Source organism: Oceanobacillus luteolus (assembly GCF_042678205.1).
Lineage (GTDB): Bacteria > Bacillota > Bacilli > Bacillales > Amphibacillaceae > Oceanobacillus > Oceanobacillus luteolus.
This window is the reverse complement of record NZ_JBHUDE010000046.1, coordinates 51,622-77,006: the sequence shown is the minus strand read 5'-3', so window position 1 is coordinate 77,006 and position 25,385 is coordinate 51,622. Positions and strand designations below refer to the sequence as shown.

Genomic DNA, 25,385 nt, shown 5'->3' with positions numbered 1-25,385 from the left:
CATCTTCTACGATGGGGATAAAAATAACCTACTTTTCATTTAACACTTGTTTGAAAGCATCTATAAATTCATCAATTTCTTCTTCTGTAGTAGTAAGTGGCGGTAATAAGCGTAATACTTTCTCACCGGCTGATAATACCAACACGTTCTCTTCTCTTAAAGCAGTTATATATTCAATTGCCCCCTCTTCCATTTCCAGACCAAGAAGTAAACCTTTTCCCTTTATCTCAATAATTGCAGGATATGATGATTTCAATTCTGTCAATTTTTCTTGAAAATATTGACTGATTTTATTCACATTATCCAATATATCCGCATCAAGGATATATTGCACTGTTGAATACCCTGCTGTCATCGCCAATGGATTACCACCAAATGTACTTCCATGTGTACCTGGTGTAAATGAAGCTGCCACCCCATCCTTAGCGAGCATGGAACCAATTGGAAAACCAGAACCAAGCCCCTTAGCAAGAGTGATCACATCAGGTTCAATTCCAAACTGTTCATAGGCAAATAATGTCCCTGTCCTGCCGATACCAGTTTGTACTTCATCAATCATGAGCAGTATATCTTTTTCCTTGCAAATCTTCTCCAATTCCTTTAACCAAGCTTTATCCGCTATATTGACGCCTCCTTCGCCTTGAACAAGTTCAAGGAGAACAGCTGTAGTCTTTCCATTATCGATTTCCTGTAAAACATCAAAATCATTATAAGGAAGATAGCGAAATCCTGGAGTAATTGGCGTGAATCCTTGGTGAATCTTCTCTTGGGCTGTTGCCGCCAGTGTTGTCCCTGTTCTGCCGTGAAATGATTGTTTAAAGGTGACAATTTCGGTTCTTGCCTCGTTCCCTTGGTCTTTCGCATATTTCTTTGCGATCTTTATCGCAGCTTCATTCGCCTCGGCCCCACTATTGCAGAAAAACGCCGCATCCAGACTACTATTCTCTGTTAATAGTTTTGCCAACTTCTCTTGTATCGGAATATGGTAAAGGTTCGATACATGCCAAAGGGTATCCAATTGCTCCTTTAATGCAGCCTGTACCGGTTCAGGGACATGGCCAAGATTACAAGTCGCTATCCCTGAAGTATAATCCAAGAACCTGTTTCCCTCGTCATTCCATACATAACTTCCTTTTCCTTTTACAATCTCTAAAGGAAAACGTCCATACGTATTCATCACCGCAGATGCTTGCTCTGTCTTTATTGTGTTAGACATAATGCTTCTCTCCCATTACTATCTTCGTTCCTACTTGACCACCCGAAAGGTAAGTCTTTAAATCGCCAGGATTCATTCCGTTTAAAATAACCGCTTCTTCTACACCGCCAGATAAAGCTTTCAAGGCCGAATATACTTTTGGAATCATCCCACCGTAAATGACACCACTTGAAATTTTTTCTTCAATTTCTGCTTTTGTGAGTTTTGGTATGAGGACCTTCTTTCCTTGAATTTCTTCCAACACACCAGGAATATCACTTATCAGTACCAGTTTTGCCCCTAAACTTGCTGCCACTGCAGCTGCAGCCGTGTCACCGTTAATATTATAATGTTGACCTGTTTCATGAATTCCAATTGGTGAAATGATAGGTATTCCGCCATTTTCAGCGATAAGCTGGAGCCAGTTCGTATTTACTTCTTTCACATCACCTACAAACCCCAGCTTTCCAGTCTTATCTTGTGGTGTCACTTTCAACAGATTAGCATCCACTCCACTAAGACCTAGTCCGATTCCGCCACTTTGCGTAAACTTCGTAACAATATGTTTATTGACCTTCCCACTCAAAACTTGCTCGACTACATTCAAGACTTCGCTGGAGGTCACTCTTAGTCCATTTACAAATTCACTTTTAACATTCATTTGATCTAGGGCATGATTAATTTCAGGTCCACCCCCATGAACAATGATTGGATGAATACGCCCCGATTCTTTTAAGCTGACAATTGTGTCATAAAATGCTTTTGGTAGTTTGTTTAGAATACTTCCGCCAACTTTTAAAACGACAAACTTCATTCCAATCACCTCATGTTCTATAGGAAGCGTTGATTTTCACATATTCATAGGTCAAATCGCATCCCCATGCAGTGGCTTCCCCTTCCCCATTATTCAAATCAACATGGATCGTCACTATGTCTTGTTCCAAATATGTTGTACCCGCTTCTTCACTAAAATCAAGAGGCAGACCATTCTGAACCACTTGGATGTCACCAAGGGATACAGAAACTTTATTAACATCCAACGGCTGCTCGCTATAACCCACCGCACAAATAATTCTTCCCCAGTTGGGGTCTGATCCGTAGACTGCAGTCTTTACCAAGTTAGAAGAAATGATCGCTTTAGCGACTTCACCTGCCACTTTATCGGAGGCTGCCCCTTTTACTTTCACTTCAATAAGCTTCGTTGCTCCTTCGCCATCCCGGGCAATTTGTTTGGCCAGTTCCTGACTCACATAACGCAGCCCTTCCACAAATACAGACCACTCTGCATGATTTTCGTTTAATGTATTATTTTCTTGCATTCCATTGGCGAGGACAAGCACCATGTCATTTGTACTGCAATCCCCATCCACAGTGATCATGTTGAATGATTGATCTGTCACACTACGTAACGCTTTCTCAAGACTAGCCTGCTCGACATCAGCGTCTGTAGTAATAAAGGAAAGCATGGTTGCCATATTGGGAGCAATCATACCAGACCCTTTTGCCGCACCCGCAATCGTTATTAACTTTCCGTCAACTTCGAATTGTACGGCAGCATGTTTCGTTACGATGTCCGTCGTTAAAATGGCTGTCTCAAATCGTTCAGCACCTTGATTCACTTCATCATTCATCGCTTCAATGCCTTTATATATCTTTTCCATTGGGAGTTGAACTCCAATTATTCCAGTAGAAGCAACGGCCACATGGTCAACATCCACACCCTTTATCTCAGCAGCCTTCGCTTGGGTGTCTAAAGCATTTTGATATCCCTCGGGCCCTGTAACTGCATTGGCATTCGCCGAATTGACCACGATTGTTTGTATTTTTCCGCTTTTGTCGATACTATCCTTTGTAACTTGAAGAGGAGCAGCTCTAAATGCATTTAATGTATATACTCCAGCTGCTGTTGCAGGTACTTCTGAATGGATCCATCCGAAATCTAATCTGGATTTACGTAGGCCAGTATGCACCCCTCCTGCCTGAAAGCCCTTCGGGGTAGTAACATTGCCATTCTCTATCATCTTTAGTTGTTTTTCTTTCAGTTGTGCCATCTACAACATCCTCCTATGGATACATTGGAATTGCCTGTAATCCCAAATTCTCTTCCCAGCCATTCATGATATTTACATTCTGGATCGCTTGGCCAGATGCTCCCTTTACAAGATTATCAATCGCAGCTGCTATAATTAACTGGTTGCTTCTTTCGTTCACCCATACGCCAATATCACAATAGTTGCTTCCTTGGACTGCCTTCGTCTGTGGAAACTGTCCTTCTGGCAGGATACGTATGAACGGTTTATTTTCATAATAAGATTGGTAACTTTTAATAACTTCTTCTGTCGTTGTTTCTTGATTCAGATCCGCATACATCGTACAAATCAAACCTCGTGTCATCGGAATTAAATGCGTAGTCAATATTGTCGTAACATCCGCATCAACAGCCTTCGATAAGTATTGTTCGATTTCCGGGATATGCTGATGCTTTCCAATTTTATATGGTGATACATTATCATTCGTCTCTGAAAAATGAGTGGCCGCTGTTGGCGTTCTTCCCGCTCCCGATACACCAGTTTTCCCATCAATGACTATCCCTGTTGGCTTGATGTTTCCGAGTTCCAGTGCTGGAATTAACCCTAATAATGAAGCTGTCGGGAAACACCCTGGATTAGAAATGATTGTAGCTGATTGTATTTCTTCTTTATATATTTCAGAAAGTCCATATACAGCCTGATTTAACGTCTCCTGTGGAGCAGCCGACTTTCCGTACCATTCTTCATAATCTTCCCGTGACGATAATCTAAGGTCCCCTGATAAATCAATGATTTGCAGATTTTTATTCTGTAACTCTGGTACGATTTCTTTCGCTACCCCAGCTGGTGTCGCTAAAAAAACGACATCCACTTCAGCTTCTAAACTAGAAATATCTAATTCTTCTAATCTGATTTCAGGTAGGTTTTTTAAATGCGGGTAAATTGACGAAAGGACCTCACCGCTTTGAGAATGGCTGATTACTTTTGCCACTTCTAATTTGGGATGTGTTTGTAACAGCCGAATCAATTCAATTGCTCCGTAGCCCGTTCCACCAATAATTGCCGCTTTTTTCAATTTAAACAACTCTCTTTCTAAGATTAATTATTCATCATTATACATCGAGGTGTATAAATATGCAATAGTATTTATAAAAATTAATTTTTATTATTAACCGTTGAATAAATATGTAAATTCATGTCCATAAAAAAATGACCCAGATCAAGCTTTCTTGTTCTGGGTCAATCATTCTAGTATAAATATTTATCAAAAAATGCGTTCATGTTTTCTAAATAGCCTTCTCGATCAAGGACGATGGATTCACCATGGTTTGCGCCCGGTACGATAAACATATCGGTTCCTGTACTTGTATTCTCATACAGTAGCTTTGTCATTTCGGTTGGTACAAACGTATCCGCTCCTCCATGGATATAGAGTATCGGCACTTCCGCTTTCCGAACTTGATTTAAAGCAGAAGCTTCTTTAAAGGAATATCCTGCTTGGATATCTGTAACCATCCCCGTCGTTGGCAGGATGGGGAAGCTTGGCAAATTGAACATACGGCCAAGTTGATAGTCAAATAGATCATACACACTTGAATACGGGCTATCCGCTACAGCTAGTTTCACATTATCCGGCAAGTCCTCTCCTAAAGTCATGAGAACTGTTGCGGCTCCCATGGAAAGACCATGCAAAATAATTTCTGTATCCTCGCCCAGCTCCTCAATAATCCGATCTATCCATTTCACATAGTCAAGGCGGTCATGCCAGCCAAAGCCATAATAGTCACCTTCACTGCGACCATGTCCACGGCTATCGGCTGTGAACATATTAAATCCAAGCTCTTCATAATAATATTGTCCAAATAAAGCCATATCCCGTGCCCTGCCAAGATAGCCATGGGCAAACACAACCGTCTTATTGGTCGGTTCCTCCGCTTCTAAAAAATACCCTTGAAGCGTCAGACCGTCAAAGCTTTCCATTTGCCAATATTCAAATGGCTGCTGATCCGCCCATGTCCGCCAATCTCCTTGTGTAAAAACTTCCATCGTTTCGGCCGATACTTCTAAATCCGAATTCCCCGAGAGAAAATCTTTCGTCCCTCGCTCAATGGCCAGTTTATAAAAGAAAACACCCGCAATAATGTCTATAATCAATAGGAAAACAACTAATCCCCCTGCAATTTTCAACCAACGCTTTTTCCTTTTCAAACTTTTGCTCCTCTCGCTGTCTATGATTCTATTATATTAAAAAATAAAGGTATTCGCCATAAGTCTTAGGCAAATACCTTTTGTTACCAAGCAGTTTTTGATATTTGGACATATTTTCCTTTAATTATATATGTCTTCGCTCCATTAGATGAATACCGACTCCCATAAATATCACACCCATAAGGATGAGGATACTTATAGGCTTCAATAATTCCTGTATTGGTTGGTTATAGAGGACAAGTCCATTTAAAGCTTCCATTCCATAGGTCAACGGATTTATTTTCGATAGAGTCAGCAGAAATTCTGATTGTACAATTTCGATCGGCCAAAATGCACCACCAATCATCGCCATACTTACAGATAAAATTGGAAGAGCCGCGTTGAATTGCTGTATATTTTTCACCACTGATGTAATAAAAATAGCAAGGGAAACAATCGCAAAACTGTATACAGCCATAATGAGTAATATACCAGGTAACTCTCCATTAAAATCAAAACCGACGAGATAACGGAATACAAAGAAGATGACTAGAATTTGCAAGTAACCTTCAAAAAAACTATAGATTAAGTTTCCAATATACATTTCCGACTTTTTCAATGGGGACAGAATCATCCGATCCCAAACACCATTCCCTTTCTGCGTGAAAATCGGTAATACAGTATAGCAAATGGTATAAATGACAAAGAATAGGGTGAATCCGAAAATTGAATGTAAGCTGCGGTCAAATATAAATGCATCCGAGCTATGAAAGGTTCGATTTGTTATCCCGAACACAGGATTTTCCTTTGCCTCCTGATAAGCCATGAGCAATTCTTCTCTCTCTTCCTCATTCTCTGTTCGTAATAATTCACTGATATTTTCTTCCTGTATTTTGTTAACATATATATCAGCCACAGTTTGTTCAATCATCTGTACATTCGATGAGTCAATGCCGACAATCATTTCGTAGCCATTTTCTTTGAGGATCACCCCTGCTTCAGCATTCCCGCGTCGAATGGTCTCCTTTAAATCTTCAACTTCCTGCCATTTAAAATTGTACACATCGCTTTCTTCTAAAGCCTCACCGATAAATTCTGTTTGTAAACTTTCATCACCAGAGACAGGTACCGTGATTTTGTCATAACCACCTACACCTCCCAGAATTAAGGTGAAAACAATCGACATCCCTGTAAATAGAAGAAACGTGCCTGGGCTGCGGAAAAATGAAGTAAGTCTAGCTAAAAAGATTCCTTTCATGATGAAGCACCTCTCTTCGGAAAGCTTAATACCCCAATGATAATCGCTGTAAGGGCAAAGCACACAATGTATAGGAGATGATCGATATTTTCTGCAATTGTTTCTCCACGCAAGATACTTAAATAAGCTGACATCGTCGCTCCATTTGGTGTAAGATCACCGAGCACTTGCATAAATTTTACGTTATCACCAACCGGAAAAAAGCTTCCACCAACAAAAGCTAAAATCGTTACGACCACACCACTAAAAAGATTGATGATTTGCTCAGAATTGACACGATAGCTAATCGCCGTCAGCAACACGGAAAGCCCACCGACTGCGATTGCAAAGAACAAAGTAATCGTTAGAAATGCCCCTATATCAGGCCAGGTGACATCAAAAACAAAATATGAAAAAGCGAATACGAATAGTGATTGAATGAAAGCAAATAGCATTCCAAGTATTAATGTAGAAATAAAATAGGTCCAACGAGAAAGATCCGCAATAATCATCCGATCAAATATATGGTCTTTCTTTTCTTCAAATGCATAGCCCGCAATGGCTGCACCCATGAACAAAACATTCATTACGACCATACCAATCGTATAATACGTTTTCGAATCAACAGGGTTAAGCTTACTTATCGATGTTACTTCCTGTTCAAAATCCGACGACATCGAGTATAATTGCTCAGGATTTATACCATTTTTTCCAAGAAAGCTTGAAAGTGTATATTCCTCCTGATATGTTTTCAATAACTGTGAAACAATATTTCCTGCAAGTTCTGCACCTTCATTATGGTGAATGATTACCTCTGGTCTTGTGTCTTCTTCTAAAAGCAGTTTGTTTAACATTTGATAGGTGAAGTCTTCAGGAAATTCAATTACAGCTGCATAAGAGTCATCTCCTGTCAGTTCTGACAACCTGTTCGGCTCCAACTCTTCCAAGATAATCATCTCTTGTAATTGTTCACTTTGTAACAGTTCCATCAATGTTTCAACAGGAGTAATTGATTCTGCTGCCAGTCTAATTTCTTGAATGACTTGTTCCGGTAATCCACTTGAATCGAGATCCGTTAAAAATTGTTCAACCTGGGCCCTCTCATCCTCATGCTCAACAATAGCCAAAGGAAATGTAAGGTCAATCTCTCCACCATCCATTAAGTTACCTAAAGCACTCCCAAGTATCGTAATTAAAATGACTGGTAAACCGAATAAAAGTAAAATCTGTACTGGATTACGCAGGAATATGAGGGCTTGTTTTTTTATCATTTGTAAAATCATCGGCTAACTCCCCCTAATCCCTTAAGGCTCTTCCGGTCAAATGAAGAAACACATCTTCCAACGTGACCTTTTTTACGTCTAATGAACGTAATGGAACATTCATTACTTCTGCAAGATGAGCAATCTCCGAAAAGATATTTACATTTTTTGAAACTACCAAAACAATTTCTTTTTCTTCGATATTCATTCGATTGACTTGAGGATGTTCTCTCAGTTTTTCAATAAAGTCTTCATTCCAATAGTCTGCTTTTATTGAAATTGTATTTTCTAGGGATAAAATTTGTTTGATTTCATCTTTTGTTCCCGAAGCAATCAGATTCCCCTTATCCATGATGTAAATCCGGTCACATAAATATTCGACTTCTTCCATGTAATGGCTCGTGTAGAGCACCGTCATTTGTCGTTCTTCATTTAAGCGTTTGACGGTTTGAAGAATATAATTCCGGGATTGGGGTTCAATTCCCACAGTAGGTTCATCCATGACGAGGATTTCAGGATCATGCAACATGGCGACTCCAATATTCAATCTTCTCTTCATACCGCCAGAGAATTTTTTGACAATATCTTTTCGACGTTCTGTCAAACCAATATGTTCAAGAACTTCATTTACTTTCTCTTGTAATTTCTGACCCTTTAATCCGTAAATCCTTCCAAAAAACTTCATGTTTTCTTCTGCTGATAGATCTTCATATAAGGCAATTTCTTGAGGAACTATTCCAATAATCTTCCGCAAGCTTTGGGGGTTTTTAATGATGCTTTTATTTTGGAATTTCACGTCTCCGCTTGTTGGTTCAACAAGGGAGGACAACATGGAGATTGCCGTTGATTTACCAGCACCATTCGGACCAAGAAGCCCGACAATTTCTCCTCTTCCAATATACATGTTCATATTTTTAACAGCTTCCGTCTGTTTGAATTTTTTTGTGATATCAATCAGTTCAAGCATATGACCACCTCCGTATCTTTAGTTTAATCGGATTCCTTAAGAATAGAAACTATCGGCAGTCACTTTATGAACATGACCTGAGTCACTTTTTATCAAGCTAGTAAAGGAATTCAATCATTTTAGAAGATACTTAAAAGATTTTTGCTCGCATACAATGAAACTTAATATGAACTTCAATTCAATTTCTCCCGGCGGACCGCAGCCCCCGATACACCTTCGCTTTCCGTGGGCGGCTGGTGAGCCTCCTCGGGCTGGCGCCTTGTGGGGTCTCACCGATGCCTCTGCTCCCACAGGAGTCTTCGGTGTATCGGGGGCTTCTCCGAGCAAAAATGTTATTTTGCACATTGATTAAATGATTAAATTGTTTTCTTAATGCCAGCTTTAAGATTAATGTTCGCAGAATTCTTTTAGCAAGTTTAAATAGAATAATCTGAGTATAACTCGGAGCAGTCCAAATACCTCCCTCGAGACTCCAGCGGGAGTAGAGGCCAGGATAAGACCCCGCAGCTTAGCGAGGAGGCTCATCGGCGCCCGCAGAAAGCGAGCGGTATTTGGACTGCGGACATGAGGTAGGAGGTTTTTTTATCGCTCAAATTAAAGTTCAAGACAAAAAATTTGAGAGCCTAATAAAAAACACCACTTCATAATAAAAGTGGTGTTAACGTTAAGACTGCTTACTATATTTCGGTCCTACGATAAATGCAATTCCAAAGATAACAAGTTGACTAAGGACGAGCATCATGCCGCCTTGGAATTGTTCTTCGACCGGATTGTAAGGCAGTAAAGCAGCTGCAAATTCCGGCGGTATTTCTTTAATACTCGGCATGCATACAGCCAAGGACTGCATAAACATCTCTACATCGGTATAGACCAAATACAGGCTTTGATCCTGGAATAATAGAATTAATCCATATGGTATTAAGAATATGATGCTTAGTAAAATATAGACACGTTTTCTATTTTTATTCAGCTTCGATGGTGAAATAATTGGCAGCCATAATAGAATTCCTACAAAAAGCAGAGCAAGCATAAATAGATAATTGATAAATAAATCCAGTCTGGCATGATTAAATACGCTAGCGACATGATACCAATAAAATAGGACAAAAAAGGCAAGGAAACCTACAATTGGTTTTGATAGGAATTTTAATATACTCCCAAGGATTTTCACCTTTCTTGCACGTTCGAAAATTTCATTTTTGAACCCAATGATTAGTAAAGGTGGTGCAATCAGAAGCAATAAGATCAACTGCAAAATATGGATACTGAATTTAATTCTCGCGATGACATTTATTGGACTTCCTAATGCCGCAAAAACGGCAACCATCCCAAGTACGAAGGCAACCTGCTTCCAAAGTGGGTACTTGAAATCTTGAGGAAGCAATAAAAAATAAATGATAAAAATAAATCCCATATAAATGAGAATTCCACCATTCCATAACGTCGAAAAATGAAATTCATCCAGAATGATTTCCAGCATCTCCAATCACCTTCCTACACAAATTACTGCCTTAAGTATAGCCTTAATTTATTTCAGGTGAATGGATAACTTCCGACAAACTAACGACAACTTTTAGGAAATGTCATGTTTTACTGCATAAATTGCCAGCTGTGTACGGTCCCTCAACTCCATTTTTTGGAGGATGTTTGTAATGTGGTTTTTTACTGTCCCCACTGATAAATAAAGCTCATCGGCAATTTCTTTATTTGTTTTGCCTTCTCCAACCAGCTTTGTAACGAGTAGTTCACGTTCTGTCAGTTCCACTTGCATTACGGGTTTTTCTGATCTTTCGAGTAGGCGTGGCATTACTTTTGCCGCAACTTCATCATGCAGGGTCAATCCTCCCTTGGCAGCACTATACACTGCTTCAATTAATTTTTCAGGAGCAGCCGTCTTTAACAGAAAGGCGCTTGCTCCCTCTTTCAACGCCTCATATGCATATTCTTCATCATTGAACGTCGTCAACATGAGAATCTTTACATCCGGGAAATCTTTACGTATGATTCGCGTTGCTTCAATTCCGTTCATCTTCGGCATCCGGATATCCATCATGATCATATCAACGGGAGAGCTCCTTACAATATCAATTGCCTCTTCCCCATTCGTTGCTTCATAAGCGACTTTGATGTTTTCATCCTGTTCCAGTATCATTTTTAACCCTTGCCGGACAATCGCTTGATCTTCCACTAATAACAAACGCCACATGTCAATTCCCCCCTTTACTTAAAGTACCAGTGACGATAAACTGATTTTCAGTTTGATAGATATGTATATTTCCGTTCAGTTCCTCTACTCGTTCTTTCATATTCTTTAGACCAAAGCCCATTGTAAATGGCTTTGGACGTCGGATATTATTACTGATTTCAAATTGGATATCATCCGTGGCCGATTTACTTAAGATAACCTGAGCATCCCTCGTATCACCATGACGCATAATATTAGTGAGGGCCTCTTGAATCACCCGGTAAAGTACCACACTCATTTCATTTGTTATCGGTACAGATAATACACCCTGTTTCAAAGTAAATTGAACAAGTAAATGGCTTTCCGCTTCGAGCTTTCGAATTAAATGTACAACTGCAGCTATCCCTTCACTTTCTTCGGTTTGCAGTGCTTTTACTGCGGTCCGGGTATCCTCCAGACTTTCTTTAGCCATTTCCTTTAACTCTTCATAAGCTGGATGTTTCTCTTGAATATGAAGCATCTCCAACTTCATAATCAATGCAGTCAACCGATGACCTACAGAATCATGAATGTCTCGTGCTATCCTGGTTCTTTCTTCAAGTCTGGCGTTACGCTCAGCACTAGTGTGGAGACGTTTCAAAATGCGATATTCACTAAGCAGCTCTTCGTAGATTTCCTGTTGCTCTCTTCTATCCGTATACATTTGGTTGATCATCACACTTAAGAAACTAACAAAACCAGTTAGTAATACTAGCTCAAACATCATATTATCTATAAAACTTAGTACAAACAGAATGACACTCAATTCAATAATAATGCTGATATGTCCCTTCCTGTTCATGCGGAAAGATGCATCGATAACAAGGAACGATAATAAGACTGCAACAGAAGTTACATCTTCTATTAAGTAGTATCCATGTATCGCTGATAACAGTAGTAATACACTATATTTCCAAACAAGGAATTTCGGAATCGTCAATAAAAAATAAATTCCCAGGGACAATGCGAAGAATATATTACTTAATGAAGGAAAGTTGCTATATACGATTAACATATACACCCATAAAAAACTGAATACGATTGTCCGTAACCAAAAAATCCCCATTTTTACCATCCTTTATTACTATTATAGCTGACGTTTCCTTTTTTCTTGCATTATGGATAATAAAATTTGAAATCCATATTGATGTCATCTCCCACTTCATGTAAGTCATCAGTATGAAAGAAAATTATAACAATTGCTGATATACTAAAGACAAATACAGCTGATAGGGGGAATACAATGGAAGATTCTATCTTCATCACAGGATATCCAGGATTTCTTGCACAAAATTTAGTAGAACAAATCATAAAAGATCATGGTCAAACTATCCAAAATATCTACCTTCTCGTTCTACCGAAAGAAATGGAAAAAGCTCAAATTGAATTAAATCATTTCACATCAAGAACAGCAACAGACAGGAACATATTCACCATTGTCCCAGGAGATATTACAAAGACAGGTCTCGGTATGATAGAGGAAACTGCTAAAGAAATCGAGAACTCGGTCACACATCTGTTTCATTTAGCAGCGATATATGACTTAGCTGTTCCTGAATCCCTTGCATATGAAGTGAATGTCCACGGTACAAAGCTAGTGACGGAGTGGGCTCGTAAAATTACACAATTGAAACGTTATGTATATTTTAGCACAGCATATGTTTCAGGAACGAGAGAAGGAAGAATTTACGAAACCGAGCTACAGATGGGACAATCATTTAAAAATCATTATGAAAGAACGAAGTACGAAGCAGAAATCATTGTAGAAAAGGCGAAGGTTGACCTTCCTACGACCATCATCCGTCCCGGAATAGTAAGAGGTCATTCGCAAACGGGAGAAACAACCAAGTTTGACGGTATCTATTTTATGCTGAATTTATTCGATCGACTTGCCCTTTCACCAGTACTCCCATATCTTGGAGATGGTCATGTGGAAGGTAATTTTGTACCTGTTGATTATGTATTGAAAGCAAGTAGTTACCTTGCCTTTCAAAAAGTGGGCATCGGTAAAACATATCATCTCACCGATCCTGAACCCTACTCCATGAGACAGCTGTATCAAATGCTTGCTGAAAGCTATCTTGGAAGAGAGCCAAAAGGACAGATTTCCCTTGAGTTGGCAAGTCTTCCGCTGAACTTTTCCAACATAAAAAAATGGTTGAAAGTAGAAAAAGAAGCATTAGCATATTTTAAAATAGATTCATCCTATGATTGCACACAAGCAGTTACGGACCTAAAAGATGCTGACATCGTTTGTCCAGATTTTAAAGTATCGATTTATTCGATGATAGATTTTTATCGGAAATACAAACATGATTATAATAAACATATTTTATAAGTGCTCAACCGCTTTTACTATCTTGATTTGATCCTTCTGATGGAGAGGTTTTTATCTTTACCAATATATTTTTTACGGTATCTTTAACTTTTGGTGATTGGTAAAGGTAGATGCCTCCCTTTATCATTAAAAATAAAAGCCACCCAACCAAAAAAACATGTATAATAACGACAATACGTGCCCAAGTATTTCCTGCACTCATCTCCTCGGTAATATACCCAAAAGCTTCTTTGGTTGCGTTACCTTGAACTACAAAAAGAAATGTGAGCAGCGGGGCAAGTAATGAAAAAATGAGGGAAATGACCGCTGGTATACGATATTTATTCATCACCCAAAAAATCGCGCCGGTCAACAGCCCTATAAAGATGAAAATGATATAAAAAATGATTTCAATGGATAAACTGCCCATTATATCCACTCCTAACTACTAAAAATTACTTCCTTTCTATAAATTATAGGTGTATTAACTATTTATGTCTACGTATAAAATAATTATTTTTAAGAAAATTTCTAAACATTCCCACAAGAGCGAGGAATGTTATTAATCAAACAAAAAAGACTAGCCTCAAATGGAGACTAGCCTTTCAATTATTATGTAGGTACAGGCCACAATTGCCGTATTTCTGAAATAAAAAGTTTTAAACCACCACTTCTCACAAGTGGGTGTTTGCAGAAACCTTCCTGTCTTCCGTTCAGCGACGGCCCGACATTCGAGCTCCAATATAAAACTCCCTATTCATCATTTAGAGGTTAAAACTTAATTCCATACGAACATTGTAGCTTGTATCCTTATATTACACCTTCTCATTTATAAATGCAATAGTAAATTTCTTACATTTCTACACATGTTGGACACCGATAATATCTAGATTCGTTATAATACCTATGAGTTTTTCCGTCTCGATCCCATTATTTGTAATGAGTAAAGCTTCCAATCGATTGCCTCTGCCAAATTGCTTTTTAAAAATATCAACTGCCTCTAGTACGGAAGTATTTGCGGGGATAAATCGATAGTTGTCATTCGTTTCATAGTCCAACACTTCTTTCACAGTTGCATCTTCTGGAAGTTTATTTCCTCTATACATATTCCCAGCGAGCCAAAATGCTATTGCGCGCTGACTAATTAAACCCTTGAATTTTTGCTCATGATAAACCGGAAACTTAGTCACTTTCTTTTCATGTATCAATGCTAAAAGTTTCGTTAGTCGTTCAGTCTCCTGAAGGTAAATAACTTCCTTAATAAATTGCGGTGATACCAGCCTTGGTTGGAGGAGTTCTTTTTCAATACATTCAATTCGACTTACTGTAGAACCATGCGGTTCTGCGATGGCATACGTCATATCAACTTTATTATGTACAATTGCATTTCTGAGTTCTGCAAATTCCAAAAGATCATCACTATACCTGCCGATTATCGCATTTCGATGCTTCAGCATATGTACCATTTTTGAAAAACCTAAATTACGGCCATTATTTATAATTTCCTTCATCTTTTTTTCAATCCGGTTGAATGCAGTCAAAAAACGTTCCGAATTCCGATACATTTCGATTCTCCTATATAATAGATATCATTAAATCCAAGTATAAATTAGTTGAGTTTCTTAGACTAGTATAATGGAAGCCCACGATAGAAATAAAAAATGGGACTGGAGGTTCTGAGACCTCCATATCCCACTATACCATGTAAATAACTAGTGCAATAAGTGATGCTAGAGTTGCAATAATATAAATCCAAGTAAGTAATGGTATGTTTGTTTTCCATGATGTTCTCTCATACTCCAATGAGCGGTTAAATTCATCTTGGAAAGTTTCACTGCTTTCTTCATAAGCCTTTTGTTTTTGTTCTTCTTCCTTTAGAACCCGGTAGGTGATTACAGTTGCCACTAAACATACGACAATAATTAATCCAACTGTAAATGCGTTCAAGATTTCTTCCCCCTTAATCAAGCTCCACTATTTTCTTTGCTCCTCCATTCAACGAATAACTCGCCTTCAGGGTAGCATTTAAAGAGTAAGCAACGGAGCAATATTTATTTAATGATAACTCAATCGCTCGATACAATTTCTCCTCAGCGATATCCCCTGAAATCGTATAATGTAAATTTATCGTTGTAAAGCGTCTTGGATGGCTTTGCGCCTTATCTCCTGTTGCCTGGACAGTAAAATTTTCAGGCGTAAGCTTCATTTTCTCTAATATAGAAATAATGTCCATCCCGGTACAACCAATCACTGCGCCTAGCAGCATTTCAGTTGGACTTGCACCTTGATTTCCCCCACCAAACTCAGGAACAGCGTCTGTAATTAATTGATGCCCAGAGGCTGTCATTCCAGTAAATAACCGTTTACCTCGCCAATCCATTTTTAATTCCAAGAAAATCACCTCTTCATCTGTACACTGCATCTTTATATTACACGATAATTGGATAATTAATTCTTACCTCCATTACACCACAACTAACCTTAAAATGCTATTTACTTTTTAATTATTCGTTTAAATCTTTTTATTGGAGCAGTAAAAAGCCAAAGCGTATAATAGTAATGAGAGGTGATTTCGATGTGTTTAATCCATTTTAATATACAAGGACATCCAAACTATAACTTGATTGTCGCTGCAAATCGTGATGAATTCTACAAGAGACCAACAGAAAAAGCTCATTTCTGGCCAGATGCACCACATTTATTGGCTGGACGTGATCTGGTGCAGAAAGGAACTTGGCTCGGCATTACAAAAGAAGGACGTTTTGCAGCCTTGACGAACATTCGGGATTTATCCTTGGAGGGAAAAGATAAGAAATCACGTGGTGCAATCGTCCGTGGCTTTTTAACTTCTACCGATTCCCCTGTCGACTACCTAACTAAAATCAGTCAAGAAAAAGACACATATGCTGGATTTAATATACTTGTCGGTAATTCCCAGGAACTTTTCCATTACAATAATATTGAAGATAAGATTGTACAAGTAACACCAGGCACCCATAGCTTAAGTAACGCATCTTTAAATACCCCTTGGCCAAAAGTTATAAAAGGAAAAAAGATGCTTGGAGATTATTTTCGACAATCTGACAAAATAAAGACCGAACACCTCTTCCAAATACTAGAAAATAATGAACAAGCACAGGATTCACATCTGCCAAATACGGGTATTGGGTTAGAGATGGAACGTCAACTATCTGCTTCATTTATTAAAACACCGGAGTATGGCACACGATCTGCAACGGTCTTACTTATTGACCGAAACAACCAGGTCATCTTTAAAGAGCGGACATACAAAAAAGGCATTCTAGTTGGAGAAGAAGAATTCTCATTTTCAATTCCAACTTCTACAGCTTAATTGCAATGTATTTCACAATCTTTTGCGTTCTGTACCATGGCAATAACCCACTTTTATTACAAGTGATAATTCATGAAAAATGGTGCATAATAAAACAACAGGGTTTGAAAAATTGTCATAAGTACATAGGATTATCCTGTTAGAAATACGTTACAATAGAGAAACAAAATAGTTTTTACTATGTACGCAGTAAAAACTGTTTTTCCTTATGTTCAATACTACACGAACTTAACGCGCAAATGAAAAGGAGGAAAAACAAGTGATATTTGATGATCCCGTATTCGCAAGCAGGATGTTGACCTTATTGACCTTATCCGTGCACATACTCTATGCCACAGTTGGGGTCGGGATTCCACTGATGATTATGATTGCCCAGTGGATAGGAATTAAAAAGAATGATAACCACTATATCTTAATGGCACGACGCTGGGCACGTGGGTTTGTCATTACAGTTGCTGTAGGGGTCGTAACCGGTACAATTATTGGTCTGCAGCTCTCACTTCTGTGGCCAAACTTTATGGAACTTGCTGGTAATATCATTGCACTTCCGCTATTCATGGAAGTCTTTGCCTTTTTCTTCGAAGCAATATTCTTAGGGATTTACCTTTATACTTGGGATCGCTTCGAAAATCAAAAGAAACATTTTCTTTTACTGATTCCAGTCGCTCTCGGTGCTGGTATGTCAGCTTATTTCATAACGGTGGTAAACGGCTTTATGAACGCCCCTCAAGGATTTGATATCGTTGATGGCACACTCGTAAACGCGAACCCCGTACTAGCTATGTTCAACCTGGCAGCACCTACAAAAGTTGCTCACGTACTTGCAACAGCCTATATGACATCAGCCTTTATTCTTGCTACCATTGCAGCCTTTTGTTTAATTAGAGGCTCTAAGCAGGCTTATCATAAAAAAGCACTTCATATGACAATGAAAATCGGGCTTATATTCTCTATTGCAGCAGCATTGATTGGTGATTTCTCTGGTAAATATTTGGCAGAGTATCAGCCGGAAAAACTCGCAGCTGCAGAATGGCATTTTGAAACAGAACGTGGTGCACCACTTGTGATGTACGGTGTACTTGATGAAGAAACTCAAGAAGTGAAATATGGCATTAAGATTCCTTATGCATTAAGTATTTTAGCATTTGGCTCGCCTAATGCTGAGGTAATTGGTCTTAATGAATTTCCGGTTGAAGAACAACCACCGCTTGAAGTCCATTACTACTTCGACATTATGGTTACGATTGGATCGTTTATGATTGTGGTGGCACTTCTTTACTGGTTTGGAATGCGACAAGGCTATAGTTTCGTTACTAGTAAATGGTTCCGTTGGATCATCGTCCTTGGCGGACCACTATCCATGCTAGCGATCGAGGCGGGTTGGTGGCTTGCTGAATTTGGACGTCAGCCTTGGATTCTTCGAGGAATAATGACAGTTGACCAAGCTGCAACTTCAAGTGATTATGTTGGTCACATGTTTGTTCTATTCGCCATACTTTATGCGATATTAATGATAGGTACGCTAGTCATTTTACGTAAGATATTTGCTAACAATCCTGTTGAAAAAGAACTAGCTAAACTGGATGCTGAAAAAGGTGGTGGACAGACATGGAAATCCTAGGTATTTCTGTACTTTGGACGTTTCTTTTTGGTTATGTAATTCTCGGTTCCATAGACTTTGGCGCTGGATTCTTCAACGCATACAGTATCTTTACTGGAAAAGAGCGGGTCCTGTCGAAAATAATTCAACGTTACCTTTCTCCAGTTTGGGAAGTAACGAATGTATTCTTTGTATTCTTTTTTGTAGGGATTGTAGGATTCTTCCCGCAATCAGCCTTCTACTTTGGAACGATTCTCCTTGTACCAGGAAGCATCGCTTTAATTCTGATGGCTATCCGCGGATCGTATTATGCTTTTGAATCCTACGGTACAAAAGGACATAAAGGTTATGCCTTCATGTACGGTTTGGCTGGCTTATTAATCCCAGCTTCTCTATCCGTTGTTCTTGCAATTGCTCAAGGTGGCTTTGTCGAAATCGTCGAAGGTTCCCCTGTTCTTGATTATTTCGCATTGTTTACAAGTCCACTATCATGGTCAATTGTTGTACTCGCACTTGTAGCGGTACTCTATATTTCTGCAGTATTCCTTACTTGGTATGCAGACAAAGCAAAAGATGCGGATGCAAGGGATTTAATGCGAAAATATGCGCTCTTCTGGGCTGTTCCATTGATTGTAGCAGCTTCAGGGATTATCATTGAGCTCTACTCGCATAATCGTGCACTGTTCGATGGGATTATGAATTTATGGTATATGTTTGCAATTTCCTTTGTACTCTGGGCATTGACTGTATGGTTCATTTGGAAAAGAAGGAACTATACGACAGCTGTGTGGTTACTCATTGGCCAGTTTGCTTTTGCGTTCTATGGGTATGGAATAGCGCATTATCCATACTTGCTCTATCCACACTTATCTATTTATGAGGGGTTCACCAACCAAGCAATGGCCATCTCACTAGTAGTGGTGTTTGTACTTGGCCTTGCGCTCTTGATTCCATCACTCTACCTGTTGGTTCGATTATTCCTTTTCGATAAGGATTACATCCAAGGAAATAAGGAGTGAACGAGAATGTTTAATGATTTTCTTATGTTTGTGGCCCCAGGCCTTACGATCGTCGCAGCCATTGCACTTGCTTTTGTATTTGCAAAATATGATGATGTTGTACGTGAGGATGAGGAATAATAATTAAAAAAGTGATTGCCGGAAAAGGGCAATCACTTTTTATTTTGTCATTAAATGCAATTCATAAAATAAATGGGATAAATAGGGCTCTATTGACATGAACCAGATGATTTTACTTAGCCATACGACATGAAAGGCTTCCTCTGGTCATGAACGTGATGATTCGCATTGGATTCGTGACATGAGATGGCTCCTCTAGTCATAAATGGGAAAATTCGCATTGAATACGTGACATGAGATGGCTCCTCTAGTCAAGAACGAGAAGATTCATATGAGATTCGTGACATGAGAAGGCCTCTCTGGTCATGAATGAGAAGATTCATATGAGATTCGTGACATGAAAAGGCTCCTCTGGTCATGGACGGGAAGATTCGCATTGGATTCGTGACATGACCAAGACTCTCTTGTTATAAAAAAAGATTTCCTAGGTTTCTTCACGACTTGATGTCCTATCCCTGAAATACACTTTGTTCAATTTGTTTCAGTTCATAAAAATAGCCCTGTTTTTGCATTAAATCTTCATAATTTCCTACCTCGACGACTTTACCATCTTCCATCACGATGATCTGATCCATTTTTTCCAGACCATTTAATCGGTGGCTAATGAGAACAAGTGTATCATTCGCTGCCAATTGAAACAGCTCTTCATAAATCTTCGCTTCGGTTAAGGAATCCATGGATGATGTCGGCTCATCCAACATCCAGATAAATGAGTTTTTCAACATAGCCCTCGCTATTGCAAGCCTCTGCTTTTCACCACCGGAGAGGTTTGCACCTTTTTCCAAAACTTGACTATTCAATTGAAGATGCTCAAGTTCTACTTTTTTAAGAACATCTTGCAATTCTTCATTTGTAGCATTTTCGGAAGCAATCGCTAAATTATCTTTGACTGTGCCGAAGAAAAAGTGATTCTCCTGTAAAACAACATTCGAATGCTTCCAGATGCTTTCTTTGTCGATATCATTAATATCTTGGTGATTTAAGAGAATTTCTCCAGCATCCACTTTATTAAAGTTTAGTAATAGGCTGAGTATCGTTGATTTACCCGAACCGCTCGGCCCAACGATGGCTGATTTAGTCCCAACTGGAAAACTTAGATTAATGCCATTTAACGTTTCCCGCTCCTCATCAGGATATGAAAAAGAGACATTTTTCATTTCTATGGTTGGCGACGAGTTTATGTCCAGCACTTCTGTTTCCTTTTCTACAGAAACTTGCGTTCCTACAACAGATTCCAGCCTTTTAGCCGCTCGCCTGTTATCTTCTAAATGGCTCGGAAAAATGGCCATTGATGTTGTATTCTCAAAAACAGTCAGAGAAATCATCAGTAGCATAGCAAGAAAGATGCCATCCAAACTACCTTGTGCAATTAAATAGGCCCCAACTGCCAACACTACAACCGATATAACAAGTGAAATAAATGTATTCACAGATTCATTATACAGATGATGTATTCCGGCTTTTTCTTGTTCCTTCACATAATCCTCCGCTATTGCTTCCAACGATTCTTCTTTTTCATCCAACTGCTGGTATATTTTCAAATCACGGAACCCGTAAAACAGCTCGGTAACTTCTGTGGATAATCTGCCTCTTTCTTCACGCAGCCCTTGATCGACTTTTCGTTGTCTCCAAGCGAAGAATGCAGGAATGAGCACAGTCGTCAAGATAAATCCAGTGAAAATAATAAGCGCGTGTACCCATGAGAAAAAAGCGGTAAAGAAAATGGTGCATAAAAATACGAGCAAGAGAACGATTGGCGGATAGAAGACCCTTAAGAAGAAGTTCTGCAAAGTTTCTACATCTCCGACAATCCGTGCTAAAAGATCTCCGCTCCGGAATTTCTGGAATATCCGTGGAGCAAGTGGTTCCAACCTTTCATAGAAAGATACACGAATATTACTGAGCATTGTAAATGTCCCACGATGGGAATAGTATCTTTCTCCGTAACGACTGACTGCGGAAATGATTCCTAATAATTTCACAGTCGCCACAAGAATCATCAACGTATAAATCGGTGGAGCGAATGCAGCTTGAGAAATCAGGTACCCACTAGCTGAAAACAATCCAACTGCTGTAATTCCACCAATAAAACCACAAATGACGGATAGTAAGATATCTTTTTTCTCTTTAAACAGTAAACGGATGATGACGGATAGATCCTTCATTCCCGCTCACCTCCTTGCTGCAGAGTTACCATGGAGCGGTATTGGGAATTGGATTCTAACAACTCTTCATGACTTCCAATTGCGGCTATTTCTCCTTCTTCCATTAATAGAATTTGATCTGCATGTTTAATGGTGTGTAAACGATGAGCTACTGTAATAATGATAGCTTCCTTTCCAAGTTCTTGAATCGATGTTTGGAGGACTTTCTCCGTACGTAAATCCAGGCCGGTTGTCGGCTCATCAAAAAGAACAATGGAAGGTTTTTTTAAGAAGGCACGCGCTAAAGCAATCCGTTGCTTCTCTCCTCCTGAGAGTCCGCGACCAGCTTCTCCGACTTGTGTGTCATACCCTTTTTCAAGGGTTGCCACTAGTTCGGATATTCCAGCCTTTTCTCCTGCAGCTTCTATCTCTGCGCGTGTAGCATTTTTCCTTCCACCAATCGCAATATTTTCAGCAATGGTACCCGAAAATAGGTATGGATGTTGCGAGATATAGCTGAGCTCATTGAACCAGTCCGCTTCAAGATAATGTGACCTGGATTTTCCATTGATATATATTTCCCCATCTGCATATGGAACAAGTCCAGCAATCACATGAAGCAATGTCGATTTTCCCGCACCTGTTTTCCCGATGATCGCTATCTTTTGATAAGGTTCAATTATAAGAGAGATATCATTTAATGAAAAATTGCCTTCATCATATTTAAAGTTAATATGCTCCAATTCAATCATAGGAGGTTCTGTCAACTGAATAGCAGCCTTCCCCCATTCTACCGGTGAATCAGGAGCTTCCAATTCACCTTGTAACTTATTGAATGCTCCCATGCTTCCTCTCCCTGTATGAAAAGCACTACCAAGATCTTTCAATTTATTATAAAATTCTGGAGCGAGTACGAGCATGAGAAAACCAGTGAAAAAGCTGATATCCTGGAAAATAATCAATCGGATTGCCACTTCGAGTGCTATCAACCCCATACTAAGCATGGAAATGAATTCGAGTGCGAGTGAGTTGGCAAAAGCAGTTTTGAGGACTACCATAGTCGCATCCCGAAATTGAAGACTGCTTTCTTTTATTTCCTCTCTTTGTTCTTTAGAACGGCCATATAATTTCAGTGTTGTTAATCCTTGAAGAGTATCAAGGAATTTACCAGAAAAAGCAGCCATCTTATCTAGTTGCTCCTCCGATTTATCTTTCGTATTAAAACCAATGATAATCATAAATATTGGAATAAACGGAGCAGTAATTAGAATGATGACACCAGTCATCCAATGTTCCGCGAATATCATTGCAAGTAATAAAATTGGAATGATCAATGATTGAATCACTTGTGGGATGTAGCTGCTATAATAATCATCCACCTCATCAACCGTATCCATCATGACGCTAACCTTTTCCCCAGATTTCCCATACATCGCAGCTTGCATATTCGTCCGAGCATATTTATTCAATAATTTTTTTCGTAAATCTTGCTTCACCGTTGCAGCAAGTTGCACCCCAATTTTGCCATTCAAGTAGTTGAAGACGGTACGTCCTAATAATGCAACTAGTAAAAATAATATATACGAAACAAGTTCAGCGAATGCTGTACCTTGCAAGAATGCTTTATCAACAATCAGCACAAGAAGATAAGCTTGTGCGATAATACTGATTCCACTCAGAACGGAAAAAATAGTCATGCCTATCAATTTTCCCCGGTGTTCTTTTGCGATCTCTCTCATTCCGTTCATCCTTAACCTCCTCTCAAGAAGTGAACTCTTTCACATAAGTATACCCGAAATGCACCGGTTCAGTACAAGAGAAGGTCCTAAGTTAACAAAGCTGTCGAATTTAAGAAACAAAACTTTCATTTGCATTTACTAACCATTGGTTATAAAATAAACATAACCAATGGTTAGTGAATGAGAGGAAGTGAGATCATCTATGTCAGTAAACGAACGGAAATCTGATAAAACAAAAAAACAAATCATAGAGGCAGCTGGAGAACTGTTTTCCACAAAAGGCTTCGATTCAGTAACAATGAGACAAATTGCCAAAAAGGCCGGTTGCTCACATACGACGATTTATTTATATTTCAAAGACAAAGAAACCTTACTCCACCAACTATCAAAGCCCCCATTAGAGAAGCTGTACAATGAAATCCTAAAAATTACAGCAAAAGATTCATCCCCGCAAGAAAGATTAAATTTGTTAAGCCAAACATATATCTTATTTGGTTTAACATATAAAAATATGTACCGTATCTTCATCAACACAGAGGCTTCCCGAGTGGACGAAGAAGAACCAGAATTGGAAATCAATAAACTACGCCTATCCATATTCGCCGAATTAGAAAAAGTGATTGCACAACGCCTTTCCATCTCAAAGGGAGAGGAGTCACTATTGTTTACCAGAGTATTTTTCTATACCCTTCATGGGATCGTAACTACGTATCAGGATAGTAATGAATCGATAGATGAATTATACAATCGATTGAAACTGACTTTTGAGGCTGCAGTGGAAAGCTTACTTTTAGGGTTTCAAGCAAAATTAGATCTGGGGGTTGGGTAAGATGAAAGTGAAAAAGGTTTCTGAACATATCTGGAGTGTAAAAATTTGGGTAGGCTTCCCTATTCATGTATGGCTTGTAGTAGATAAAGATGGAGTAACCCTTGTTGATGCGGGCATTTCCATCATGAGTAATACAATCATAAAACAAATTGAGTCATTAAATGCTGGACCATTAAAACGAATCCTCTTGACACACGGCCATGCTGACCATGTTGGAGCCATTAAGAAAATTACCAAGACATATGATGTTCCTGTATATGCACATCAAATTGAAATACCATATACGGAAGGAGAGCTGCCCTATCCTCGAAGAAACAAAGCCCAACAACTACTTCCAAAAGAACTTCTCCACCCCCTCGAAGAAGATGAAAATGGTGTGCTGCTTCCTATTGGTAACTTAAAACCTTACCATACTCCAGGCCACTCTCCTGGTCACGTCGTTTACTATCATGAAGTAGACCGTGTCTTACTTGCAGGAGATCTATTTACGACGAAAAAAGGAAAATTGAGGGGTCCTATGTCCGTGTTTACAGCAGATATGGTGCAAGCAGTGGAAAGCAGCACAATAATTCCAGAGCTAAACCCAGTAAAGCTCGAAGTATGTCATGGAGATGCTATTACACATCCCGCCAATCAATACACGGATTATCGTAAGAAGATGGAGAAAAAAGATTATTGAGGGAAAATGTTATCATCCATGCTCAGATTATATTAAATGAGTCTGAGATAAAACTATTTTTATATCTTAAGATCCGAACAAAACAAATGATATAATTTTACAACTTTCTCTTTAAATTCCGCACCCCGCCCACCTTCGCTTTTCGCGGAAAGCGAAGGTGGACCGGGACTGCGGACATCAGAAGAACATCTGTATAAATCTTCTCTCAAGTGGCGTTTTGTTTGTAAATGAAACATACAGAGCGCAATTCTCTAACTGAAGTTTTCAAGAGATTTTTTCAGTTGAAGCACTTCTTCTTTTGTCAGCGTGATGCCTTTCCCCATCTTTTCATGATCTGGAGCCCAATCTCTTAAATCATACTTTGGCTCCCGACCATTCCAGCTGATCAAGTTCAATTCCTTCGTCCAACCTTTTGGAGATTCTGATATAACTGCAATGGTCTCCATAATTTCATATTGGATTCCTGCCACGACTATCACTCCAT

The 25,385-nt window shown here is 39.1% G+C and carries 25 protein-coding genes and 1 other RNA gene; 7 read left to right on the top strand and 19 right to left on the bottom strand.

Features of this window, described 5'->3' with window-relative positions:
* Positions 1–28 precede the first annotated feature (28 nt).
* The 11 genes from ACFSBH_RS10355 to ACFSBH_RS10305 form a co-directional block, all read right to left on the bottom strand.
* Positions 29–1,216 carry an acetylornithine transaminase gene (locus tag ACFSBH_RS10355; RefSeq protein ID WP_251512147.1) on the bottom strand — a complete coding sequence of 396 codons (1,188 nt, stop codon included), beginning with the start codon at positions 1,214–1,216 and terminating at the stop codon, positions 29–31.
* Positions 1,209–2,009, bottom strand: a complete 801-nt coding sequence (gene argB / locus ACFSBH_RS10350) for an acetylglutamate kinase (protein ID WP_379597392.1) — start codon at positions 2,007–2,009, stop codon at positions 1,209–1,211. Before argB ends, ACFSBH_RS10355 begins: the two co-directional genes overlap by 8 nt.
* A gap of 10 nt (positions 2,010–2,019) precedes the next feature.
* Entirely contained in the window at positions 2,020–3,246 is a 1,227-nt protein-coding gene (argJ, locus tag ACFSBH_RS10345; protein ID WP_379597390.1) for a bifunctional glutamate N-acetyltransferase/amino-acid acetyltransferase ArgJ, read from the bottom strand.
* Between the two features lie 13 nt (positions 3,247–3,259).
* Positions 3,260–4,309 (bottom strand): N-acetyl-gamma-glutamyl-phosphate reductase, encoded by a 1,050-nt coding sequence (gene argC, locus ACFSBH_RS10340; RefSeq protein ID WP_379597388.1) that lies wholly within the window; start codon positions 4,307–4,309, stop codon positions 3,260–3,262.
* A 164-nt stretch (positions 4,310–4,473) separates the two neighbouring features.
* Positions 4,474–5,433: an alpha/beta hydrolase gene (locus ACFSBH_RS10335; RefSeq protein WP_251512156.1), complete on the bottom strand. Its 960-nt coding sequence runs from the start codon at positions 5,431–5,433 to the stop codon at positions 4,474–4,476.
* Between the two features lie 124 nt (positions 5,434–5,557).
* Entirely contained in the window at positions 5,558–6,670 is a 1,113-nt protein-coding gene (locus ACFSBH_RS10330; RefSeq protein WP_251512158.1) for an ABC transporter permease, read from the bottom strand.
* Entirely contained in the window at positions 6,667–7,932 is a 1,266-nt protein-coding gene (locus tag ACFSBH_RS10325) for an ABC transporter permease (protein WP_251512161.1), read from the bottom strand. Before ACFSBH_RS10325 ends, ACFSBH_RS10330 begins: the two co-directional genes overlap by 4 nt.
* Before the next feature lie 13 nt (positions 7,933–7,945).
* Entirely contained in the window at positions 7,946–8,878 is a 933-nt protein-coding gene (locus ACFSBH_RS10320) for an ABC transporter ATP-binding protein (protein WP_379597385.1), read from the bottom strand.
* 664 nt (positions 8,879–9,542) lie between these two features.
* Positions 9,543–10,358 carry a cytochrome c oxidase assembly protein gene (locus ACFSBH_RS10315; protein ID WP_251512165.1) on the bottom strand — a complete coding sequence of 272 codons (816 nt, stop codon included), beginning with the start codon at positions 10,356–10,358 and terminating at the stop codon, positions 9,543–9,545.
* A gap of 93 nt (positions 10,359–10,451) precedes the next feature.
* Positions 10,452–11,084 carry a response regulator transcription factor gene (locus ACFSBH_RS10310; protein WP_251512167.1) on the bottom strand — a complete coding sequence of 211 codons (633 nt, stop codon included), beginning with the start codon at positions 11,082–11,084 and terminating at the stop codon, positions 10,452–10,454.
* 1 nt (position 11,085) lies between these two features.
* Positions 11,086–12,168, bottom strand: a complete 1,083-nt coding sequence (locus tag ACFSBH_RS10305; protein ID WP_251512169.1) for a sensor histidine kinase — start codon at positions 12,166–12,168, stop codon at positions 11,086–11,088.
* Positions 12,169–12,345: 177 nt separating this feature from the next.
* Here ACFSBH_RS10305 and ACFSBH_RS10300 point away from each other — a divergent pair, with 177 nt between their 5' ends.
* On the top strand, positions 12,346–13,440 hold the full coding sequence (locus ACFSBH_RS10300) for an SDR family oxidoreductase (protein ID WP_251512171.1): 1,095 nt from the start codon (positions 12,346–12,348) through the stop codon (positions 13,438–13,440).
* Positions 13,441–13,444: 4 nt separating this feature from the next.
* Here ACFSBH_RS10300 and ACFSBH_RS10295 read toward each other — a convergent pair whose 3' ends face one another.
* The 5 genes from ACFSBH_RS10295 to ACFSBH_RS10275 all read right to left on the bottom strand — a co-directional run bounded on the left by ACFSBH_RS10295 (position 13,445) and on the right by ACFSBH_RS10275 (position 15,811).
* Positions 13,445–13,849: a hypothetical protein gene (locus tag ACFSBH_RS10295; protein WP_251512173.1), complete on the bottom strand. Its 405-nt coding sequence runs from the start codon at positions 13,847–13,849 to the stop codon at positions 13,445–13,447.
* A 190-nt stretch (positions 13,850–14,039) separates the two neighbouring features.
* Positions 14,040–14,226, bottom strand: a non-coding RNA gene (ssrS, locus tag ACFSBH_RS10290) — 6S RNA.
* Positions 14,227–14,279: 53 nt separating this feature from the next.
* Positions 14,280–14,984, bottom strand: coding sequence for a CBS domain-containing protein (locus tag ACFSBH_RS10285; RefSeq protein WP_251512175.1), 705 nt, complete (start codon positions 14,982–14,984; stop codon positions 14,280–14,282).
* Positions 14,985–15,114: 130 nt separating this feature from the next.
* Positions 15,115–15,366: a hypothetical protein gene (locus ACFSBH_RS10280; RefSeq protein ID WP_251512177.1), complete on the bottom strand. Its 252-nt coding sequence runs from the start codon at positions 15,364–15,366 to the stop codon at positions 15,115–15,117.
* 13 nt (positions 15,367–15,379) lie between these two features.
* Positions 15,380–15,811, bottom strand: coding sequence for an OsmC family protein (locus ACFSBH_RS10275; protein ID WP_251512179.1), 432 nt, complete (start codon positions 15,809–15,811; stop codon positions 15,380–15,382).
* Between the two features lie 183 nt (positions 15,812–15,994).
* Between ACFSBH_RS10275 and ACFSBH_RS10270 the strand changes: the two genes are divergently transcribed.
* The 4 genes from ACFSBH_RS10270 (at position 15,995) to cydS (ending at position 19,510) form a co-directional block, all read left to right on the top strand.
* Positions 15,995–16,771 (top strand): NRDE family protein, encoded by a 777-nt coding sequence (locus ACFSBH_RS10270; protein WP_251512181.1) that lies wholly within the window; start codon positions 15,995–15,997, stop codon positions 16,769–16,771.
* Positions 16,772–17,063: 292 nt separating this feature from the next.
* On the top strand, positions 17,064–18,392 hold the full coding sequence (locus tag ACFSBH_RS10265) for a cytochrome ubiquinol oxidase subunit I (RefSeq protein WP_379597449.1): 1,329 nt from the start codon (positions 17,064–17,066) through the stop codon (positions 18,390–18,392).
* Positions 18,380–19,390 (top strand): cytochrome d ubiquinol oxidase subunit II, encoded by a 1,011-nt coding sequence (locus tag ACFSBH_RS10260; RefSeq protein ID WP_251512185.1) that lies wholly within the window; start codon positions 18,380–18,382, stop codon positions 19,388–19,390. The genes ACFSBH_RS10265 and ACFSBH_RS10260 overlap by 13 nt, the downstream gene beginning before the upstream one ends.
* A 6-nt stretch (positions 19,391–19,396) precedes the next feature.
* Positions 19,397–19,510: a cytochrome bd oxidase small subunit CydS family protein gene (gene cydS / locus ACFSBH_RS10255; protein WP_379597380.1), complete on the top strand. Its 114-nt coding sequence runs from the start codon at positions 19,397–19,399 to the stop codon at positions 19,508–19,510.
* 449 nt (positions 19,511–19,959) lie between these two features.
* Here cydS and cydC read toward each other — a convergent pair whose 3' ends face one another.
* On the bottom strand, positions 19,960–21,675 hold the full coding sequence (cydC, locus tag ACFSBH_RS10250) for a thiol reductant ABC exporter subunit CydC (RefSeq protein WP_251512187.1): 1,716 nt from the start codon (positions 21,673–21,675) through the stop codon (positions 19,960–19,962).
* Positions 21,672–23,402, bottom strand: coding sequence for a thiol reductant ABC exporter subunit CydD (gene cydD / locus ACFSBH_RS10245; protein WP_379597378.1), 1,731 nt, complete (start codon positions 23,400–23,402; stop codon positions 21,672–21,674). The genes cydC and cydD overlap by 4 nt, the downstream gene beginning before the upstream one ends.
* Before the next feature lie 193 nt (positions 23,403–23,595).
* Here cydD and ACFSBH_RS10240 point away from each other — a divergent pair, with 193 nt between their 5' ends.
* On the top strand, positions 23,596–24,222 hold the full coding sequence (locus tag ACFSBH_RS10240; protein WP_379597376.1) for a TetR/AcrR family transcriptional regulator: 627 nt from the start codon (positions 23,596–23,598) through the stop codon (positions 24,220–24,222).
* A gap of 1 nt (position 24,223) precedes the next feature.
* On the top strand, positions 24,224–24,901 hold the full coding sequence (locus ACFSBH_RS10235) for an MBL fold metallo-hydrolase (RefSeq protein WP_379597374.1): 678 nt from the start codon (positions 24,224–24,226) through the stop codon (positions 24,899–24,901).
* Positions 24,902–25,152: 251 nt separating this feature from the next.
* Here the strand turns inward: ACFSBH_RS10235 and ACFSBH_RS10230 are convergent, their stop codons facing one another.
* Positions 25,153–25,371, bottom strand: a complete 219-nt coding sequence (locus tag ACFSBH_RS10230; RefSeq protein ID WP_379597372.1) for a YdbC family protein — start codon at positions 25,369–25,371, stop codon at positions 25,153–25,155.
* Between the last annotated feature and the right edge of the window lie 14 nt (positions 25,372–25,385).

What these genes read in the sequence shown, in the direction of transcription:
- ACFSBH_RS10355 (WP_251512147.1), bottom strand. Translation starts at nt 1,216, where the DNA reads ATGTCTAACACAATAAAGACAGAGCAAGCATCTGCGGTGATGAATACG.
- argB (WP_379597392.1), bottom strand. Translation starts at nt 2,009, where the DNA reads ATGAAGTTTGTCGTTTTAAAAGTTGGCGGAAGTATTCTAAACAAACTA.
- argJ (WP_379597390.1), bottom strand. Translation starts at nt 3,246, where the DNA reads ATGGCACAACTGAAAGAAAAACAACTAAAGATGATAGAGAATGGCAAT.
- ACFSBH_RS10330 (WP_251512158.1), bottom strand. Translation starts at nt 6,670, where the DNA reads ATGAAAGGAATCTTTTTAGCTAGACTTACTTCATTTTTCCGCAGCCCA.
- ACFSBH_RS10325 (WP_251512161.1), bottom strand. Translation starts at nt 7,932, where the DNA reads ATGATTTTACAAATGATAAAAAAACAAGCCCTCATATTCCTGCGTAAT.
- ACFSBH_RS10320 (WP_379597385.1), bottom strand. Translation starts at nt 8,878, where the DNA reads ATGCTTGAACTGATTGATATCACAAAAAAATTCAAACAGACGGAAGCT.
- ACFSBH_RS10315 (WP_251512165.1), bottom strand. Translation starts at nt 10,358, where the DNA reads ATGCTGGAAATCATTCTGGATGAATTTCATTTTTCGACGTTATGGAAT.
- ACFSBH_RS10310 (WP_251512167.1), bottom strand. Translation starts at nt 11,084, where the DNA reads ATGTGGCGTTTGTTATTAGTGGAAGATCAAGCGATTGTCCGGCAAGGG.
- ACFSBH_RS10305 (WP_251512169.1), bottom strand. Translation starts at nt 12,168, where the DNA reads ATGGGGATTTTTTGGTTACGGACAATCGTATTCAGTTTTTTATGGGTG.
- ACFSBH_RS10300 (WP_251512171.1), top strand. Translation starts at nt 12,346, where the DNA reads ATGGAAGATTCTATCTTCATCACAGGATATCCAGGATTTCTTGCACAA.
- ACFSBH_RS10295 (WP_251512173.1), bottom strand. Translation starts at nt 13,849, where the DNA reads ATGGGCAGTTTATCCATTGAAATCATTTTTTATATCATTTTCATCTTT.
- ACFSBH_RS10285 (WP_251512175.1), bottom strand. Translation starts at nt 14,984, where the DNA reads ATGTATCGGAATTCGGAACGTTTTTTGACTGCATTCAACCGGATTGAA.
- ACFSBH_RS10270 (WP_251512181.1), top strand. Translation starts at nt 15,995, where the DNA reads ATGTGTTTAATCCATTTTAATATACAAGGACATCCAAACTATAACTTG.
- ACFSBH_RS10265 (WP_379597449.1), top strand. Translation starts at nt 17,064, where the DNA reads ATGTTGACCTTATTGACCTTATCCGTGCACATACTCTATGCCACAGTT.
- ACFSBH_RS10260 (WP_251512185.1), top strand. Translation starts at nt 18,380, where the DNA reads ATGGAAATCCTAGGTATTTCTGTACTTTGGACGTTTCTTTTTGGTTAT.
- cydS (WP_379597380.1), top strand. Translation starts at nt 19,397, where the DNA reads ATGTTTAATGATTTTCTTATGTTTGTGGCCCCAGGCCTTACGATCGTC.
- cydC (WP_251512187.1), bottom strand. Translation starts at nt 21,675, where the DNA reads ATGAAGGATCTATCCGTCATCATCCGTTTACTGTTTAAAGAGAAAAAA.
- cydD (WP_379597378.1), bottom strand. Translation starts at nt 23,402, where the DNA reads ATGAACGGAATGAGAGAGATCGCAAAAGAACACCGGGGAAAATTGATA.
- ACFSBH_RS10240 (WP_379597376.1), top strand. Translation starts at nt 23,596, where the DNA reads ATGTCAGTAAACGAACGGAAATCTGATAAAACAAAAAAACAAATCATA.
- ACFSBH_RS10235 (WP_379597374.1), top strand. Translation starts at nt 24,224, where the DNA reads ATGAAAGTGAAAAAGGTTTCTGAACATATCTGGAGTGTAAAAATTTGG.